At 67.1% G+C, this 15,099-nt stretch carries 11 protein-coding genes; 6 read left to right on the plus strand and 5 right to left on the minus strand.

From position 1 onward, the window contains the following. The first annotated feature begins 10 nt into the window (after positions 1 to 10). Positions 11 to 709, plus strand: coding sequence for a Crp/Fnr family transcriptional regulator (locus tag ACO227_RS00965; RefSeq protein ID WP_423604548.1), 699 nt, complete (start codon positions 11 to 13; stop codon positions 707 to 709). A 3-nt stretch (positions 710 to 712) separates the two neighbouring features. Here ACO227_RS00965 and clpS read toward each other — a convergent pair whose 3' ends face one another. The 3 genes from clpS to ACO227_RS00980 form a co-directional block, all read right to left on the minus strand. Then, the gene (gene clpS / locus ACO227_RS00970; RefSeq protein ID WP_265117192.1) at positions 713 to 1,048 is read right to left on the minus strand and encodes an ATP-dependent Clp protease adapter ClpS; all 336 of its coding nucleotides are present in this window, start codon (positions 1,046 to 1,048) and stop codon (positions 713 to 715) included. A gap of 156 nt (positions 1,049 to 1,204) precedes the next feature. After that, entirely contained in the window at positions 1,205 to 1,951 is a 747-nt protein-coding gene (locus tag ACO227_RS00975; protein ID WP_423604550.1) for a phasin family protein, read from the minus strand. Between the two features lie 91 nt (positions 1,952 to 2,042). Beyond that, complete coding sequence (locus ACO227_RS00980; protein ID WP_423607412.1) at positions 2,043 to 3,734, minus strand: PHA/PHB synthase family protein; 1,692 nt, start codon at positions 3,732 to 3,734, stop codon at positions 2,043 to 2,045. Between the two features lie 239 nt (positions 3,735 to 3,973). Between ACO227_RS00980 and ACO227_RS00985 the strand changes: the two genes are divergently transcribed. Together ACO227_RS00985 and ACO227_RS00990 are read left to right on the plus strand one after the other, a co-directional pair. Further along, positions 3,974 to 5,179, plus strand: a complete 1,206-nt coding sequence (locus tag ACO227_RS00985; RefSeq protein WP_423604551.1) for an LL-diaminopimelate aminotransferase — start codon at positions 3,974 to 3,976, stop codon at positions 5,177 to 5,179. 101 nt (positions 5,180 to 5,280) lie between these two features. Continuing rightward, a complete protein-coding gene (locus tag ACO227_RS00990; RefSeq protein ID WP_423604553.1) occupies positions 5,281 to 7,053 on the plus strand; it encodes a diguanylate cyclase in 1,773 nt (590 codons plus the stop codon). A gap of 4 nt (positions 7,054 to 7,057) precedes the next feature. Here the strand turns inward: ACO227_RS00990 and ACO227_RS00995 are convergent, their stop codons facing one another. Beyond that, positions 7,058 to 7,564, minus strand: coding sequence for a winged helix-turn-helix transcriptional regulator (locus ACO227_RS00995; protein WP_423604554.1), 507 nt, complete (start codon positions 7,562 to 7,564; stop codon positions 7,058 to 7,060). Between the two features lie 145 nt (positions 7,565 to 7,709). Here ACO227_RS00995 and ACO227_RS01000 point away from each other — a divergent pair, with 145 nt between their 5' ends. The 3 genes from ACO227_RS01000 (at position 7,710) to ACO227_RS01010 (ending at position 12,472) form a co-directional block, all read left to right on the plus strand. Then, positions 7,710 to 8,021 (plus strand): CC_3452 family protein, encoded by a 312-nt coding sequence (locus tag ACO227_RS01000; RefSeq protein ID WP_423604556.1) that lies wholly within the window; start codon positions 7,710 to 7,712, stop codon positions 8,019 to 8,021. Positions 8,022 to 8,121: 100 nt separating this feature from the next. Next, positions 8,122 to 10,209: a RelA/SpoT family protein gene (locus ACO227_RS01005; RefSeq protein ID WP_423604557.1), complete on the plus strand. Its 2,088-nt coding sequence runs from the start codon at positions 8,122 to 8,124 to the stop codon at positions 10,207 to 10,209. Between the two features lie 436 nt (positions 10,210 to 10,645). Then, positions 10,646 to 12,472 (plus strand): DUF885 domain-containing protein, encoded by a 1,827-nt coding sequence (locus ACO227_RS01010; RefSeq protein ID WP_423604559.1) that lies wholly within the window; start codon positions 10,646 to 10,648, stop codon positions 12,470 to 12,472. A 19-nt stretch (positions 12,473 to 12,491) separates the two neighbouring features. On the opposite strand, the gene ACO227_RS01015 is transcribed toward ACO227_RS01010, so the two are convergent. After that, on the minus strand, positions 12,492 to 15,095 hold the full coding sequence (locus tag ACO227_RS01015) for a TonB-dependent receptor (protein ID WP_423604560.1): 2,604 nt from the start codon (positions 15,093 to 15,095) through the stop codon (positions 12,492 to 12,494). Positions 15,096 to 15,099: the final 4 nt, after the last annotated feature.

The following is a 15,099-nucleotide window of genomic DNA, read 5'->3' on the forward strand; positions in this document are numbered from 1 at the left end:
TCTCGGCGGGTTGGCCGAGCTGACGCCGGCCGAAAGGTCTGCGCTCCAGCGGCTGGAGGAGCGTCAGCGCAACGTCCGGCGCGGCGCGGTGCTGCTGCGCGAGAACGAGCCGGGCGGCGAGCTCTTCGTGCTGCGCAAGGGCCTGATGATGAGCTATGTGCTGCTCGACGACGGCAGCCGTCAGATCCTGCGCTTCCTGTTCCCGGGGGACATGCTCGGCATCTCGAGCATGGTCTATCGCGAATCGCCCGAGACGCTGTGCGCGCTCTCCGACTGCATCGTCTGCCCGTTCGAGCACGGCTCGTTCAGCGAGCTGATCGCCGAGCATCCCCGGCTCTCCGCGCTGATCCTGGTGTTCAGTCAGATCGAGCGAGTCGCGCTGACCGATCGCCTCGCCGCGCTCGGCCGCACCTCGGCCAAGGCGCGGATCGCCGCGCTGCTGCTCGACCTGCGCAACCGCCTGCGCTCGACCGACAAGTCGATCGACAAGGTGTTCGCGCTCGGCCTGACGCAGGAGGAGATCGGCGACGCGACCGGCCTCACCGCGGTCCATGTCAACCGCATGCTCCGTCAGCTCGAACAAGAGGGGATGATCGGCCGCGAATCGGGCCGCGTCACGCTCAAGGACGAGCCCGCCCTCGCCCATGCCGCGAACTACGTGAATCGCTATGAAGGGCTCGATCTCAGCTGGCTGCCGGCCGCGCGGTAGCGCTCAGGCCTTCTCCAGCGTGCACTGGAGCGGATGCTGGTTCTGGCGCGCGAAGTCGATCACTTGCGCGACCTTGGTCTCGGCGACTTCGTAGCTGAACACGCCGCACACGCCCACGCCGCGCTGGTGGACGTGGAGCATCACCCGCGTCGCCTCTTCCATGTCCATCTTGAAGAAGCGCTGGAGCACCAGCACGACGAACTCCATCGGCGTATAATCGTCGTTGAGCATCAGCACCCGATAGGGCGTCGGCTTCTTGGTCTTGGCGCGAGTGCGCGTGGCGACACCGGTGGCGGAGCCGCCATCGGCGTCATCGTCGCGGTCGGCATCATCCGCCATCAGGATTGGTTCGAACGGCACTGTCATGAGGGCTCAAAAATATGGCAGGCGGGAATCGAGGGCAAGGGCGCTAACCGCGATTTTCGGGGACTGCAGGCGAGAAAAAGGGCGGCCGCTCGCGCGACCGCCCCATTTGTTTCGATCCGAGCGAAAGGCTCAGGCCGCGGTCTTCACCTTCTCGACGGCGACCGCGAAGCGGTTCGAGACCGGCTGCGCGGCATCGCCGGCGAGCTTGATGAAGGCCTCGGTGTTCTTCGAGGTCTCGGCGACCATCGAGTCGAACGCCGAGCGGACATAGTCGCTCTGCAGCTTGAAGAAGTCGGCCGGGGTCTTGACCGCGGCGAGGTTCTTCAGCGTCGCGGTCGCGTTCTCGAACGACTTGCGGCTGTACTCGGCGGCGTCCTGGCCCAGGGCCTCGAAGCCCTTGGCAGCGATCTTGCCGCTCTCGACGAACGCCTCGACATTGCCCTTGGCGAAGTCGGTGAACTCACCGGCCAGCTTGGTGTTCTTCTCCACCGCAGCCTTGGCGCGGTCGTTGAAGTCGGCGAAAAACGCCTGGGTCTTCTCGATCGTGGTTTCCATGATGTCAGTTCCCTTGGTTGCGGTCTCCGCCATCTGCGGGGCGGTATCCTCGATGGTCTCGGCGACGGGCGCGGCGGCTTCCGCGATCGTCTCGGCGACGGTCTCATTCACTTGCTGGGCGGCTTCCGCCGCAACTTCAGCGACCGGCTCAGCGACGATTGCCGCCGCCGGCTTCGCCGCCTCGACGGCCGGAGCCGGCGCGGCTTCGGGCTTGGGGGCAGCGGTCTTCTTCGCAACGGGGGCAGCCGCCTTGGGCTTCACCGGAGCGGGGGTCTTGGCGGTCGGCTTCTTCGCGCCGGTTCCGGGAGCCTTGCTGGCCATATGCGGTCCTCGCAGCGATTGTTGCGACGCAGCATATACGCAGCTGGAGCGACAGTTTCAAGACACTTTTTGTGCAGTGCACAAAAATCGTCTACCGGGCCTGGACATAGCTCCCGGGAGCATCACCAAGTTCTTGATTATGCTTCGGAATACGCGCCCCCTTGGCCGGCACGCGCGTGCCATCGAGCGCGTTGATCCAGCCGATCCAGTCGGGCCACCAGCTGCCCTTCGTCTCGGTCGCGCCTGCAACAAACTCGTCGAGCGTCGCCGCCGGTTTGTCGTTGGTCCAATATTGATATTTCCCCGCGGCGGGCGGATTCACCACCCCGGCGATATGCCCTGACCCGGCGAGCACGAAGCGCATCGGCCCGGCGAAATGGCCGGTCATCTTCCACACACTGCGGGCCGGCGCGATATGATCCTCGCGCCCTGCCTGGATATAGGCGGGCACCGTGACCTTGCGCAGATCGACTGCCGTTCCGCCGATGCTCAGCGCTCCCGCCTGCGCCAGCAGATTGTCGCGATACAGGTCGGACAGATAGCTCGCATGCCATTTGGCGGGCAGGTTGGTGACGTCCGAATTCCAGTGCAGCAGGTCGAACGGCACATAATCCTCGCCGAGCAGATAATTGCTCGTGACATAGTTCCAGATCAGGTCGCGCCCGCGCAGCAGGTTGAAGGTCGCCGCCATGTAGCGCCCGTCGAGGAAGCCCTCGGTGGTCAGCGACTGGATCAGCGCGAGCTGTTCGTCGTCGACGAAGACGTTGAGGTCGCCTGCCTCGGTGAAGTCGACCTGCGCGGTGAAGAAGGTCGCGCTGCGTACCTTGTCCGCCTGCCCCCGCGCCGCGAGCACCGCCAGCGTCGCCGCCAGCGTCGTGCCGGCGACGCAATAGCCGATCGCGTGCACCGCCTCGACGCCGAGCAAGTCGCGCACCGTGTCGATCGCGTCGATCTGGCCGCGCTCGACATAATCGTCCCACACGACGTCGGCCATCGAGGCGTCGGCCGACTTCCACGACACCACGAACACCGTCAGCCCCTGCGCCACCGCCCAGCGGATAAAGCTCTTCTCGGGACTCAGGTCGAGGATGTAGAAGCGGTTGATCCAGGGCGGGAAGATCACCAGCGGCGTCTCGAACACCGTCTCGGTGGTCGGCGAATATTGGATCAGCTCGTAGAGCGGCGTGCGCTTGACCACCTTGCCCGGCGTCGTCGCGATGTTCCTGCCGACCTCGAACACGCCCTCGGCGGTCTGGGTCATCTGCCCCTTGCCCAGGTCCTTGAGCATATGGGCCAGGCCCTTGAGCAGGTTCTCGCCCTTGGTCTCGATCGTCCGCTCGAGCACCAGCGGGTTGGTCGCGGGGAAGTTGGACGGACTCATCGCGTCGATGAAGCCCTGGGTCGCGAAGCGCAGCTGCTCCTTCTGCTTCGGCGTCAGCCCCTCGATCGTCTCGACGCCCTTGAGCAGGTGCCGCGAGAGCGTGAAATAGCTTTGGCGGATGAAGTCGAACACCGGCTGCTCGCGCCATTGCGGCGCCTTGAAGCGCTTGTCGCGCGCCTGTTCGGGCGTCTCCTCGAACGGCGCCGCCTTGGCCGGATCGAGGAAGCGCTGCCACAGGCTCATCGTGTCCGCCCAGAAATCGGCGCCGGCGCGCATCGCGGCGGCCGGATCGAGCGGCGCCGTGGGCAGCGGCGGCACCTTGGCCGCGAGATCCAGGCCCTGCTCCATCATCATCTGCTGGGCGCGGCCGAGCACCCAGGTCCAGTGCTGCAGGTCCTCCAGCGTCGGCGCCGCTGCGGCGCTCTCCTGCGTCCCGGTTTCGGGAGCGAGAGCAGATTGGCGTCCGGTCTTCGGCTTCTTCGCCGGGGGCTTGCGGGGTTTGGCGGTCTTCGCGGCCTTGGGCGTCGCCGTCTTTTTCTTTTCCGCCGCCACTCGCCTCTCCTCTGGCACCCCTGCCGCGTCCCTGTATAACGGCTCCGCGCATCCCGCGCGACCTCAAGAGGAGCTCACCGAGAAATACGATGTCCGAGGAATTCTACCGCATCAAGCGCCTGCCGCCCTACGTCATCGCCGAAGTCAACGGCATGCGGGCAGCAGCACGTGCGGCGGGCGAGGACATCATCGATCTCGGCATGGGGAACCCCGATCTGCCCCCGCCCCAGCACGTCATCGATAAATTGTGCGAGGTCGCCCAGAAGCCCTCGGCGCACGGTTATTCGCAGTCCAAGGGCATTCCCGGCCTGCGCCGCGCTCAGGCCAACTACTATGGCCGCCGCTTCGGGGTCGATGTCGATCCCGAGAGCGAGGTCGTGGTCACCATGGGATCGAAGGAAGGCCTCGCCAGCCTCGCCACCGCGATCACCGCGCCGGGCGACGTGATCCTCGCGCCCAACCCGTCCTACCCGATCCACACCTTCGGCTTCATCATCGCCGGCGCGACGATCCGCGCGGTGCCGACCACGCCTGACGAGCGCTATTTCGAGAGCCTCGAACGGGCGATGAACTTCACGGTGCCGCGGCCCAGCATCCTGGTGGTGAATTATCCGTCGAACCCGACGGCGGAGACGGTGGATCTGGCCTTCTACGAGCGGCTGGTGGCGTGGGCGAAAGAGAACAAGGTGTGGATCATATCCGATCTCGCCTATTCGGAGCTGTATTACGACGGCAAGCCGACTGTCTCCATCCTGCAGGTCAAGGGCGCCAAGGACGTGGCGATCGAGTTCACCTCGCTCTCCAAGACCTATTCGATGGCGGGCTGGCGGATCGGCTTCGCGGTCGGCAACAAGCAGCTCATCGCCGCGATGACCCGCGTGAAGTCGTATCTCGACTATGGCGCCTTCACGCCGGTCCAGGCCGCCGCCTGCGCGGCGCTCAACGGGCCGCAGGACATCGTCGAGAAGAACCGCGAGCTCTATCACAAGCGCCGCGACGTGCTGGTCGAGAGCTTCGGCCGCGCGGGCTGGGACATCCCCGCCCCGCCCGCGTCGATGTTCGCCTGGGCGCCGCTGCCGCCCGCGCTCGCGCATCTCGGCAGCCTCGAATTCTCCAAGCAGCTGCTCACGCACGCCAAGGTCGCGGTCGCGCCGGGCGTCGGGTACGGCGAGAATGGCGAGGGGTTCGTGCGCATCGCGATGGTCGAGAACGAGCAGCGCCTGCGCCAGGCGGCGCGCAACGTCCGCAAATATCTCGTGTCGATGGGCGTCAATACCGGCGCCAAGACGGCCTGAACGCGATCGGACGCGAGGGCATCGGTTCTCGCCTCGCCTTCGCGTCCGCTGGAACCCCGGTGTCAACCGGGTCTTAACGCCGCCCGGCTAGGATCGGGCGGATGGTTCAGCTTGCTCGAACCGGCAGGAGTGCGCTCGTCTTGGGCGGCGTGGGCGTCGCCTATTTCGCGCTGGCGCTCGCCGCGATCTTGTTCACGCGCCTCAGCGACAATGTCGCGCTGCTCTGGGTCGCCAACGCGATGCTGCTCGCGGCGCTCTGCACGCGCCCCGCGCGCGAACATCGCCAGTTGCTCTTGGCCGCCGCCTTCGCCTCATACACGGCGACGATGGTCATCTCGCCCTTCTCGGCGCTCGCCCCGGTCTTCGTCGCCGCCAATATCGGCGAGGCGCTGCTCGGCTGGAAGGTGCTGGCCTATCTCGGACAGGCCCGCGGCGTGTTCCTGCGGCTGCGGTCGATTCCCGCCTTCGTCCTCGCCGCCGGCCTCATCGCGCCTGCCGCCAGCGGCCTGGTCGCCAGCATCGCCTTGTGGCTCGCGCGCGACGCCGAGCCGGCCTTCACCTGGGCCAATTGGATGATCGGCCATGGCCTCGGCGCGCTGATCGGCACGCCGGTCGCGCTGCTCGCGCTTGGCGGCCGCAATTATTGGGAAGGGCTGACGCGCCGGTTCGACGTACCCAGCTTCGTCCTGGTGATGGCAGGCGTGGTCGCGGTCGTCGTGGTGACCTTCTCCCAAAGCAAATTGCCCTTGCTGTTCCTCCCGATCCTGCCCGCGATCATCGCCACCGCGATGTTCCGTTTCGCGGGCGCCGCCCTCAGCGTGTTCGCGATCGCCGTGATCGGCGCCGTCTACACCATGGCCGGACACGGTCCCGTCGAGCTCCTGGCGGGCTCCCTGGCGCAGCATCTGCAATTCTTCCAATTCTATATCGGGATCGTCTTCCTGATCGCGCTGCCCTTCGCGACGCTGATGGCGGAGAACCGCCGGCTCAGCGAAGCGGTCGCGGCGAGCGAAGCGCGCTACCGGATGATCGCGGACAACGCCTCGGACGCGATGCTGACGCTCGATCCCTGGGGCACGATCCGCTTCGCTTCCCCCGCCGTGCGCGAGCTGACCGGCTTCGAGCCGTTGGCGCTGATCGGCCGCAACGCGCTCAGCCTCATCGTGGAGGAGGATCGCGAGCATGTGCGAACGGCCCATCTCGCCGCGCTCGCCGCGCCCGATTCCACGCATCGCGTCGAATATCGCGGCTTCGTCTCCGGCGGCGCGACGCGCTGGTTCGAGACGACCGCCCGCGCCGTCGCCAAGGAAAACGGCCGGATCGCCAGCATCGTCAGCATCGTGCGCGACCTCAGCTTGCAAAAGGCGCGTGAAGCGGATCTCGAGCGCCAGGCAAGGACCGATCCGATGACCGGCGTGCTCAACCGCCGCGCTTTCCTGCAGCGGCTGGACGAGATTCCGCCGCGCGATTTCGGGCATGTCGGAACCTTGGCAATGCTCGACCTCGATCACTTCAAGCGAGTGAACGACCGGCTCGGCCATGCCGCCGGCGACGCCGCATTGCTCAGTTTCGCGGACGTGATGCGCGCGAACCTGCGCGGCGAGGACGTGATCGCGCGCATGGGCGGCGAGGAGTTCGCCATCCTCTTCCCCACGCTCTCCGCATCGGCGGCGCTGGCGGCCTGCGAGCGGCTGCGCCATGCGCTGGAGATCACCGACGTGGCGACGGCGGCGGGCAGCTTCCGCGTCACGGTGAGCATCGGGCTCGCGCCGATGCATGCGGACGTGCCCGCCGACGAGCTGATGCGCCGTGCCGATGCCGCGCTCTACCGCGCGAAGGCGGCAGGTCGGAACCGCACCGTCCTCTCGGACTGAGCCGCTACTCCGCCGCCTCCTGCGCGGCCGCCTGCCGGCCCTCGCCCACGACGTCCTCGGGCAGCGACCAGAGCAGGTCGTGCTTGGTCAGCGGGCGGCCGTCATGGCTCAGCACCTGCACCGGCGCGATGCGGCGGCGATCGCGCGCGTCCACCAGCACGGGCGTGGCGGGCTCGCCGGTCTCCCAGCGCTCGCCCCATTGCCGCAGCGCGACCATCGTCGGCAGCAGCGCGAAGCCCTTCTCGGTAAGGCGATACTCGACCTTGCGCCGGTCATCGTCGCAGGTTCGCCGCTCGAGGATGCCATGGTCGACCAGCCGCGCCAGCCGGTTGGCCAGGATGTTGCGGGCGATCCCCAGCTCGGACTGGAACTCCTCGAAATGATAGAGCCCGTTGAACGATGCGCGCAGGATGAGGAAGGACCAGCGCTCGCCCATCGCCTCCAGCGCGGCGGGAAGGCTGCATTGATTTGCCAGCTGGCGAAGCGGCTCTCGCAGTCCGTTTTGACCCATGACCGTTGAACCTACTCCAATTTCCCTTGCCGACAAACCGCTTAAGTTGCCGCGGTGCAGCACCAGTTTTCGATTGCAACTTAAAACCTAATGCGATAAGTAGCGATTCGCAACCTTTGTTGCGCCTACCCCAGGGAGAATCATCATGATCCGCCTCGCCCCGCTCGCCGCCGCCGCGCTGTCGCTCGCGGCGTTCATGCCTTCGGCCGCGCTCGCCCAGTCGGGCGGCCATTACGCCGCGACCGCCGTCGAAGCGCCGAAAAAGGCCAGCTTCGTCACCCAGAACACGATCTGGAAGTGCAAGGAGGGCGTCTGCACCGCGCCCAAGACCTCGACTCAGGACAAGGTGATGTGCGAGCGCGCCGTGCAGCGCATCGGCACGCTCTCCGCGTTCAGCGTCGGCGGCTCGGCGTTCGATCCGGACGCGCTCGCCGCCTGCAACGCGCGCGCCAAGTAAGTCACACCAAAGCCACACCTGCGCGGGCATCGGCATCGCCGGTGCCCGCTTTGTTTGAAACTCATTGCAAAGCAGCAGTCCGCCGCACCATCTTGAGACCGTGCTGCGTCAATATGAACTGGTCGATCGGGTCCTGGGCTACGATCCTGAAGCGGATGAAGCGCTTCTCAACCGCGCTTACGTCTTTTCGATGCATGCGCATGGCAGCCAGAAACGCGCGTCGGGCGATCCCTATTTCAGCCACCCGATCGAGGTCGCCGGCATCCTGACCGACTTGCACCTCGACGACGAGACGATCGCCACCGCCATCCTGCACGACACGATCGAGGACACCGTCGCCACCCCCGACGAGATCCTCGCCAAGTTCGGTCCCAGCGTCGCGCGCCTGGTCGACGGCGTCACCAAGCTGTCGAAGATCGAGGCGCAGACCGAGAATGAGCGCGCCGCGGAGAATCTGCGGAAATTCCTGCTGGCGATGTCGGACGACATCCGCGTGCTGCTGGTCAAGCTCGCCGACCGGCTGCACAATATGCGCACGCTGCACCACATCCCCAACCCGGACAAGCGCCGCCGCATCGCGCGCGAGACGATGGACATCTACGCCCCGCTCGCCGAGCGGATCGGCATGTACGAGTTCATGAACGAGATGCAGACGCTGGCCTTCCAGCAGCTCGAGCCGGAAGCCTATGAGTCGATCACCAAGCGGCTCGAGGCCCTCAAGGTCGAGGGCGAGGACCGCATCTCGAAGATCGGCTCGGGCCTCAAGCTGCTGCTGTCGCGCGGCGGCATCGAGGCCGATGTCTCGGGCCGCGAGAAACACCCCTATTCGATCTGGAAGAAGATGTCGGAGCGCCATGTCAGCTTCGAGCAGCTCTCCGACATCATGGCGTTCCGCGCGATCGTCGGGAGCGAGGAGGAATGCTATCGCGCGCTCGGCATCATCCACCGCCGCTGGCCGATGGTGCCGGGCCGGTTCAAGGACTATATCTCGACGCCCAAGCGCAACGGCTATCGTTCGCTCCACACCAGCATCATCCATGCCGGCGATACGCGCGTCGAGATCCAGATCCGTACGCGCGAGATGCATGCCCAGGCCGAATACGGCCTCGCCGCGCACTGGGCCTACAAGCAGGACAATGTCCGCCCGGACACGCAGGTGCGCTGGATCCAGGACCTGGTCGAGATCCTCGAAAATGCCGAGAGCCCGGAGGAGCTGCTCGAGCATACGCGGATGGCGATGTACCAGGACCGCATCTTCGCCTTCACGCCCAAGGGCGAGCTGATCCAGCTGCCCAAGGGCGCGACGCCGATCGACTTCGCCTATGCCGTGCACACCGATCTCGGCGACCAGTCGGTGGGTGCCAAGATCAACGGCCGCGTCGTCCCGCTGCGCACCGAGATCGCGCAGGGCGACCAGGTCGCGATCCTGCGTTCCAAGGCGCAGCGGCCGCAGGAGAACTGGCTCAACTTCGCGATCACCGGCAAGGCGCGCGCGGCGATCCGGCGGCACCTGCGCCACAAGGAGCGCGACGAGACGATCGCGCTCGGCCGCAAGCTCTATGACGAGATCGTCGGCCACCTGCCCGTGCCGATCGGCGAGGAAGCGCTCGGCGCCGCGCTCACCCGCCTCAAGCTCGACGATGCCGACGCCCTCATGGAGGCGATCGCGCGGCGGAAATTCACCGACGCGCAGGTGATGGAAGCGTTGATGCCCGGCTCGACCGAGGGCGACGCCCCGGCCCTCCCCACCGCGCGCGAGCCGATCTCGATCAAGGGCCTCACCCCCGGCGTCTCCTTCACCCTCGCGCCGTGCTGCCATCCGATCCCGGGCGACCGCATCGTCGGCGTGCGCCAGCCCGACGCGCCGATCGAGGTGCACCAGATCAGCTGCCCCAAGCTCGACGATGTCGAGGACAGCGACTGGATCGACATCGGCTGGGGCGACAAGGCCGAGGGCGGGACCGCGCGCATCGCGGTCACGCTCAAGAACGAGCCCGGCGCGCTCGGCGTGGTCGCGACGATCCTCGGCCAGCACAAGGCGAACATCCTCAACATCCGCTTCGACACGCGCGACACGACCTTCCACACCAACATGATCGACCTCGAGGTGCGCGATGCCGCGCATCTCATGAAGCTGGTCGCCGCGTTGCGGGCGGCCGATGCGGTGAGCTCGGCGGAGCGGGTCTAGGGTCGAGACTCGATCAAGTTGGTCGTCATCCCCGCGCAGGCGGGGATCCATTGCCGCAGGTCACACGGCTCTTGCCGACAGGTCAGCCAGAATGGATTCCCGCTTTCGCGGGAATGACATGGGTTGAGTGCAGAGAAACATTTCGGCCCTATGAAATCAATGTTTTAAATGGGCATGGACCCTAGGTTGCATTCAATCCTCCCGCCGGAGTGAGATTTTCCATAGACCCACACAATTCGACCAACAGCGTTGCAATGTTGGAATTGATTTGCTTGCCTCTCCGGATGCGCTTGCGCCCACCCGCACCCGTCTCCTCCCGCTCCCGGCCGACGGGGGCAGAGGCGCAGGAATCGGGCTCGATAGTGTCAAGCTAGTGTAAACTTCCGCGCTTCAGGCGGCTTGCCCTGCGCTCGACCACTCCCTGAAAGGAACGCTCTTGGACCGCCGTACCTTCCTCGCCGCCGGCACCGCGACCGCGGCGCTCGCTGCCTCCCCTGCCGTTGCGCGCACGCTTCAGGCGGCCGCGCCCCGGCCGGGTCCGGGCGATGCCGGGCTCAACGCGATCTTCGACGGGCTGCTCAAGGACATGATCCAGCGCGCGCCCGAGCTCGCCACCTCGATCGGCTTCGACAAGGGGCCGGGTGCCGCGCTCAAGCGCCAGCTCACCGACCGCTCGCCGGAAGCCAAGGCCAGGACCCAGGCTGACACCAAGGCCTATCTCGGCAAGATCGAGGCGGTCGATCCCGCGACGCTCTCCGAATCCTCGAAGCTCGATCGCGAGATCGTGATCTATTCCCTCAACAGCCAGCTGCTGCCGCGCGACAAGTTCCAGATCGATTCGGTGATGCGCCCCTTCGCGATCTTCCAGCAGGGCGGCGTCTATTTCTCGATGCCCGATTTCCTCAACACGACGCACACGATCGCCACCAGGGACGATGCCGAAGCGCTGCTGTCGCGGCTCGAGCAGGTCGGCCAGGCGCTCGACTACAATACGCAGGAGCAGGCCGAGCTCGGCAAGCGCGGCGTGGTCGCGCCGGATTTCTCGCTCGACCTCACGATCGAGCAGATGGGCAAGCTCCGCGCGCCAGCGCCGATCGACAACACCATCGCCAGGTCGCTCGTCCAGCGCACCGCCGCCAAGGGGATCGCCGGCGACTGGGGCGCCCGCGCGGCGAAGATCATCGAGGGCTCGGTCTATCCCGCGCTCGACCGCCAGCTCGCGCTGATCAGGCAGCAGCGCGCCACGGCGCGCACCTCCGCGGGCGTGTGGGACGTGCCGCAGGGCGATGCGATCTACGCCGCGGCGCTGGCGCAGGCGACCACCACCAACTTCTCGCCCGACGAGGTCCACAAGATCGGGCTCGAGGAGGTCGCCGAGATCAGCGCGCAGCTCGACACGATCCTCAAGGCGCAGGGGCTGACCCAGGGCAGCGTCGGCGCGCGGCTGACCGCGCTCAACCAGCGCCCCGACCAGCTCTATCCCGACACCGCCGCGGGCCGCGCCGAGCTGCTCAAGTCGCTCAATGCCGACAATGAGAAGGTGGCGAAGCTGCTGCCCAGGATGTTCGTCAACCCGACCAACGCCCCGCTCGAGATCCGCGCGGTGCCGGTCGAGATCCAGGACGGCGCGTCGAACGGCTATTACAACCGCGCCGCGCTCGACGGCTCGCGCCCGGCGATCTACTTCATCAATTTGAAGAGCGTCGCCGACTGGCCGAAATTCTCGCTGCCCTCGCTGACCTATCACGAGGGGCTGCCGGGCCATCACCTGCAGATCAGCACCTCGCAGCAGGCCGAGGGACCGATGATCCGCAAGTTCAGCTTCTTCGGTGCCTATACCGAGGGCTGGGCGCTCTATGCCGAACAGGTCGCCGACGAGCTCGGCGCCTATGCCGACGACCTCGAGCGCGCGGGCTATCTCCAGTCCTTCCTGTTCCGCGCCGCGCGGCTGGTGATCGACACCGGCATCCACGCCAAGAAATGGACTCGCGAGCAGGCGACCGACTACATGGTCGAGACCGTCGGCTTCGCCCGACCGCGCTCGCAGCGCGAGATCGAGCGCTACTGCACCCAGCCCGGCCAGGCGTGCAGCTACAAGATCGGCCACACCAGCTGGGTGCGCGCGCGCAAGAAGGCGCAGGAGATCGCCGGCGACAAGTTCGACCTCAAGCAGTTCCACGAGGTGATCCGCCGCGGCGCCACCCCCCTCACCATCCTCGAACGGCTGGTGGAGGAAGACGCGCGGCGGATGGCCTCGGCCTGACCGGCGCGGTCCGGGGGGCTCAGCGCCCCCCGAGCCGCAGCGACACCGACGCGCCCCACATGCGCGGCTCGCCGCCGATGAAGGTCGGCATGCCGAGCCCGTCGCCGGTGTTGCCCGCGTCCTTGATATATTCCTGGTCGAACAGGTTGGTAACGAACCCCTCGATCCGCCAGCGGCCGTTGGCGGTCTCGATGCCGAGGCGGGCGTTGACGATGGCATAGCCGCCCTGCTTCTCGTCCTGCGCGGCATCGGGGATGAGGTTGCCGGTCTGCAGCGCGGGCAGGTCGTTGTCGTCGTCGAAGAACACGCTCGACTGCCAGGTCACGTCGGGCGTGAAGTCCACCGCCACCGCGCCGAGATCGCCGCGGAAGGTCGCCCCCGCCGAAGCGCTGTGGTCGGGCGACAGGCGGAAGCGATTGCCCTCGCGCGCGCCCGCCTCGAAGCGGCTGTGGTTCCAGGCATAGGTCGCGAACAGGTTGACCCAGCCGGCCGGGTTCCAGCGCATCTGGCCCTCGAAGCCATAGCTGGTCGCCTTGCCCGCATTCACGGTGACGAAGGTCGTGCCGGACTGCTCGGTGGTCTGGAAGTTGCTGTAGTCATAGTAGAAGACCGCGCCGTCGAGGAACAAGGTGCGGTTCGCGAGCTCGGTCTTCACGCCGACTTCGAAGCTGTCGACGGTTTCGGACGGCAGCAGGCTGAAGCGCGCCGCGCCGCCCGGCGCGGTCGGCGGCGCCACGCTCAGCACCTCGGGCCGGCGGCCGCGGGCATAGTTGGCATAGATGCTCGCCTGCGGGCTCAGCTCGTAGCGGGCGGTGACGCGCCAGGTGAAGCCGCCGTCGTCGAGCTCCTGCGCGACGACGTCGCCATTGTTGGCGGTCGGCTGAAGGCCGAGGCCGAACAGCGGCACCGGATATGCCACCGACTGCGGAATGTTCGCCGCGCCCGGCACCGCGAGCGCGTTGAGCAGCGCAGTGCGGGTCGCCGCGCTCTGGCTCAGCGCACCGATGAACCCGCCGATGATCGAGCGGCCATTCTGCACCGACGAGGTGTAGGCAGTGCGCTTGTCGTCATGGCTGTAACGCACGCCGGCGCCGATCTCGAACGCCTCGGTGACCGCGAAGGTCGCGTCGGCGAACAGGTCCCACGCCTTGGTCCGGCTCGAGTTGGTACTGGTCTCGCGGTGCGCGCTCTTGAGGTTGGCGGCGATGCCCGTGGCGGTGGCTGCCGGCAGGATCGCGCTGGTCTGCGCGTCGATCACCGCGTCGCGGTTGGGCGTCCCCACCGGCACCGCCGCCGCGACGCTCTGCCGCACGATGCCGCGCAGCAGCTGGCTGGTGAAGGCGGTGTTGCCGAACACCGCAAGCGGCGCGGGATCGCTCGCCGGACGGCCCGGGATCGCACCGCCGCCGTTGAGCGTGCCGGTGAGGCGCGCCAGCGCCACGCGCTCGTCGAACTGCGCCGGGGTGCGCTGATAGCCGTCCTCATGGAACCAGGTCGCGCCGACAAAGCCCTTGAACCGGCCGCCATTGTCCCAGTTGAGGCGCAGCGTCGCCATGGTCTGCTCGCCCGCCGCATCCTCGGCCGCGGTCAGCGCGGGAAGCGAGATGCCGTCGGCGTCGAAGATCTCGATGCCGCTGAACTCGCGATAGGCGAACGTGCCGTTGAGCGAGAAGCCGCCGCCGAGCTCGGCATTGGCGATGCCGGTGACGCCCCACACCTGACGCTCGAGGCCGAGGCGCTTGCCGCCCTCGAAGCCCGGCCCCGCGACCAGCGCCGCGCCCGAGTTGCGGCCGCGGTCGCCCAGCACCGCGCCGGTGACCGGATCGGTCGGGTTGTAGGCGATCGACTTGAACGAGGTGCCGGTCGCGCGATCGGTCTGGTAGTTGCCGATCAGGTCGAAGGTGAAGCCCTGCGGCGCCCAGCGCAGGCTGCCGCGCACCGCCTCGCTCTCGATCCCGTTATAATCCTCGCCGCCGAGCAAGTTCGCGACATAGCCGTCGCGCTTCTTGATGCGCGTCGCGGCGCGGATCGCGAGATCATCGGCCAGCGGGATGTTCCAGGTGCCGTCGACGCGGTACATGCCATAGTCGCCGCCGGTCAGCTTGAGATAGCCATAGCCGGCCGACGGATCGGCCTTGGCCTGGATCAGGTTGACCGCGCCGATCAGCGCGCCGCGGCCGTAGAGCGTCGACTGCGGCCCCTTGGCGATCTCGACGCGCTCGAGGTCGAACAGCTCGACATAGGAGCCGCGCGACTTCGAGATCGAGACGCCGTCCTGGAAGACCGAGACGCGCGGCTCGTTGAACGCGCTGCCCGAGTCCGAAGTGATGCCGCGCATCACGAAGCCGGGGTTGTTGGGCGACTGGTTCTGCACCTCGAAGCCCGGGACGTAGCGCGACAGCGCGTCGAATTCCTGAATGTTGAGCCGCTCGAGAAAGCGGTCGTCATAGGCGGTGAGCGCGAAGGGCACCTCGATCGGGCGCTGCTCGATGAACTGCGCGGTGACGACGATCTCTTCGCCGCCCTCGGGCGCCTCGGCGGGCGCCTCCTGCGCCAGCGCGGGCGTGGCGGCGGCAAGCGCGATCGGGCTGGCGAGCGCGAGCAGCGGGAAGCGGATCGACATGGTA

Origin of the sequence: Sphingomonas sp. MS122 (assembly GCF_049532975.1) — a bacterium.
GTDB lineage: Bacteria > Pseudomonadota > Alphaproteobacteria > Sphingomonadales > Sphingomonadaceae > Sphingomonas.

What these genes read in the sequence shown, in the direction of transcription:
- clpS (WP_265117192.1), bottom strand. Translation starts at nt 1,048, where the DNA reads ATGGCGGATGATGCCGACCGCGACGATGACGCCGATGGCGGCTCCGCC.
- ACO227_RS00975 (WP_423604550.1), bottom strand. Translation starts at nt 1,951, where the DNA reads ATGGCCAGCAAGGCTCCCGGAACCGGCGCGAAGAAGCCGACCGCCAAG.
- ACO227_RS00985 (WP_423604551.1), top strand. Translation starts at nt 3,974, where the DNA reads ATGTCCGAGGAATTCTACCGCATCAAGCGCCTGCCGCCCTACGTCATC.
- ACO227_RS00990 (WP_423604553.1), top strand. Translation starts at nt 5,281, where the DNA reads ATGGTTCAGCTTGCTCGAACCGGCAGGAGTGCGCTCGTCTTGGGCGGC.
- ACO227_RS00995 (WP_423604554.1), bottom strand. Translation starts at nt 7,564, where the DNA reads ATGGGTCAAAACGGACTGCGAGAGCCGCTTCGCCAGCTGGCAAATCAA.
- ACO227_RS01000 (WP_423604556.1), top strand. Translation starts at nt 7,710, where the DNA reads ATGATCCGCCTCGCCCCGCTCGCCGCCGCCGCGCTGTCGCTCGCGGCG.
- ACO227_RS01015 (WP_423604560.1), bottom strand. Translation starts at nt 15,095, where the DNA reads ATGTCGATCCGCTTCCCGCTGCTCGCGCTCGCCAGCCCGATCGCGCTT.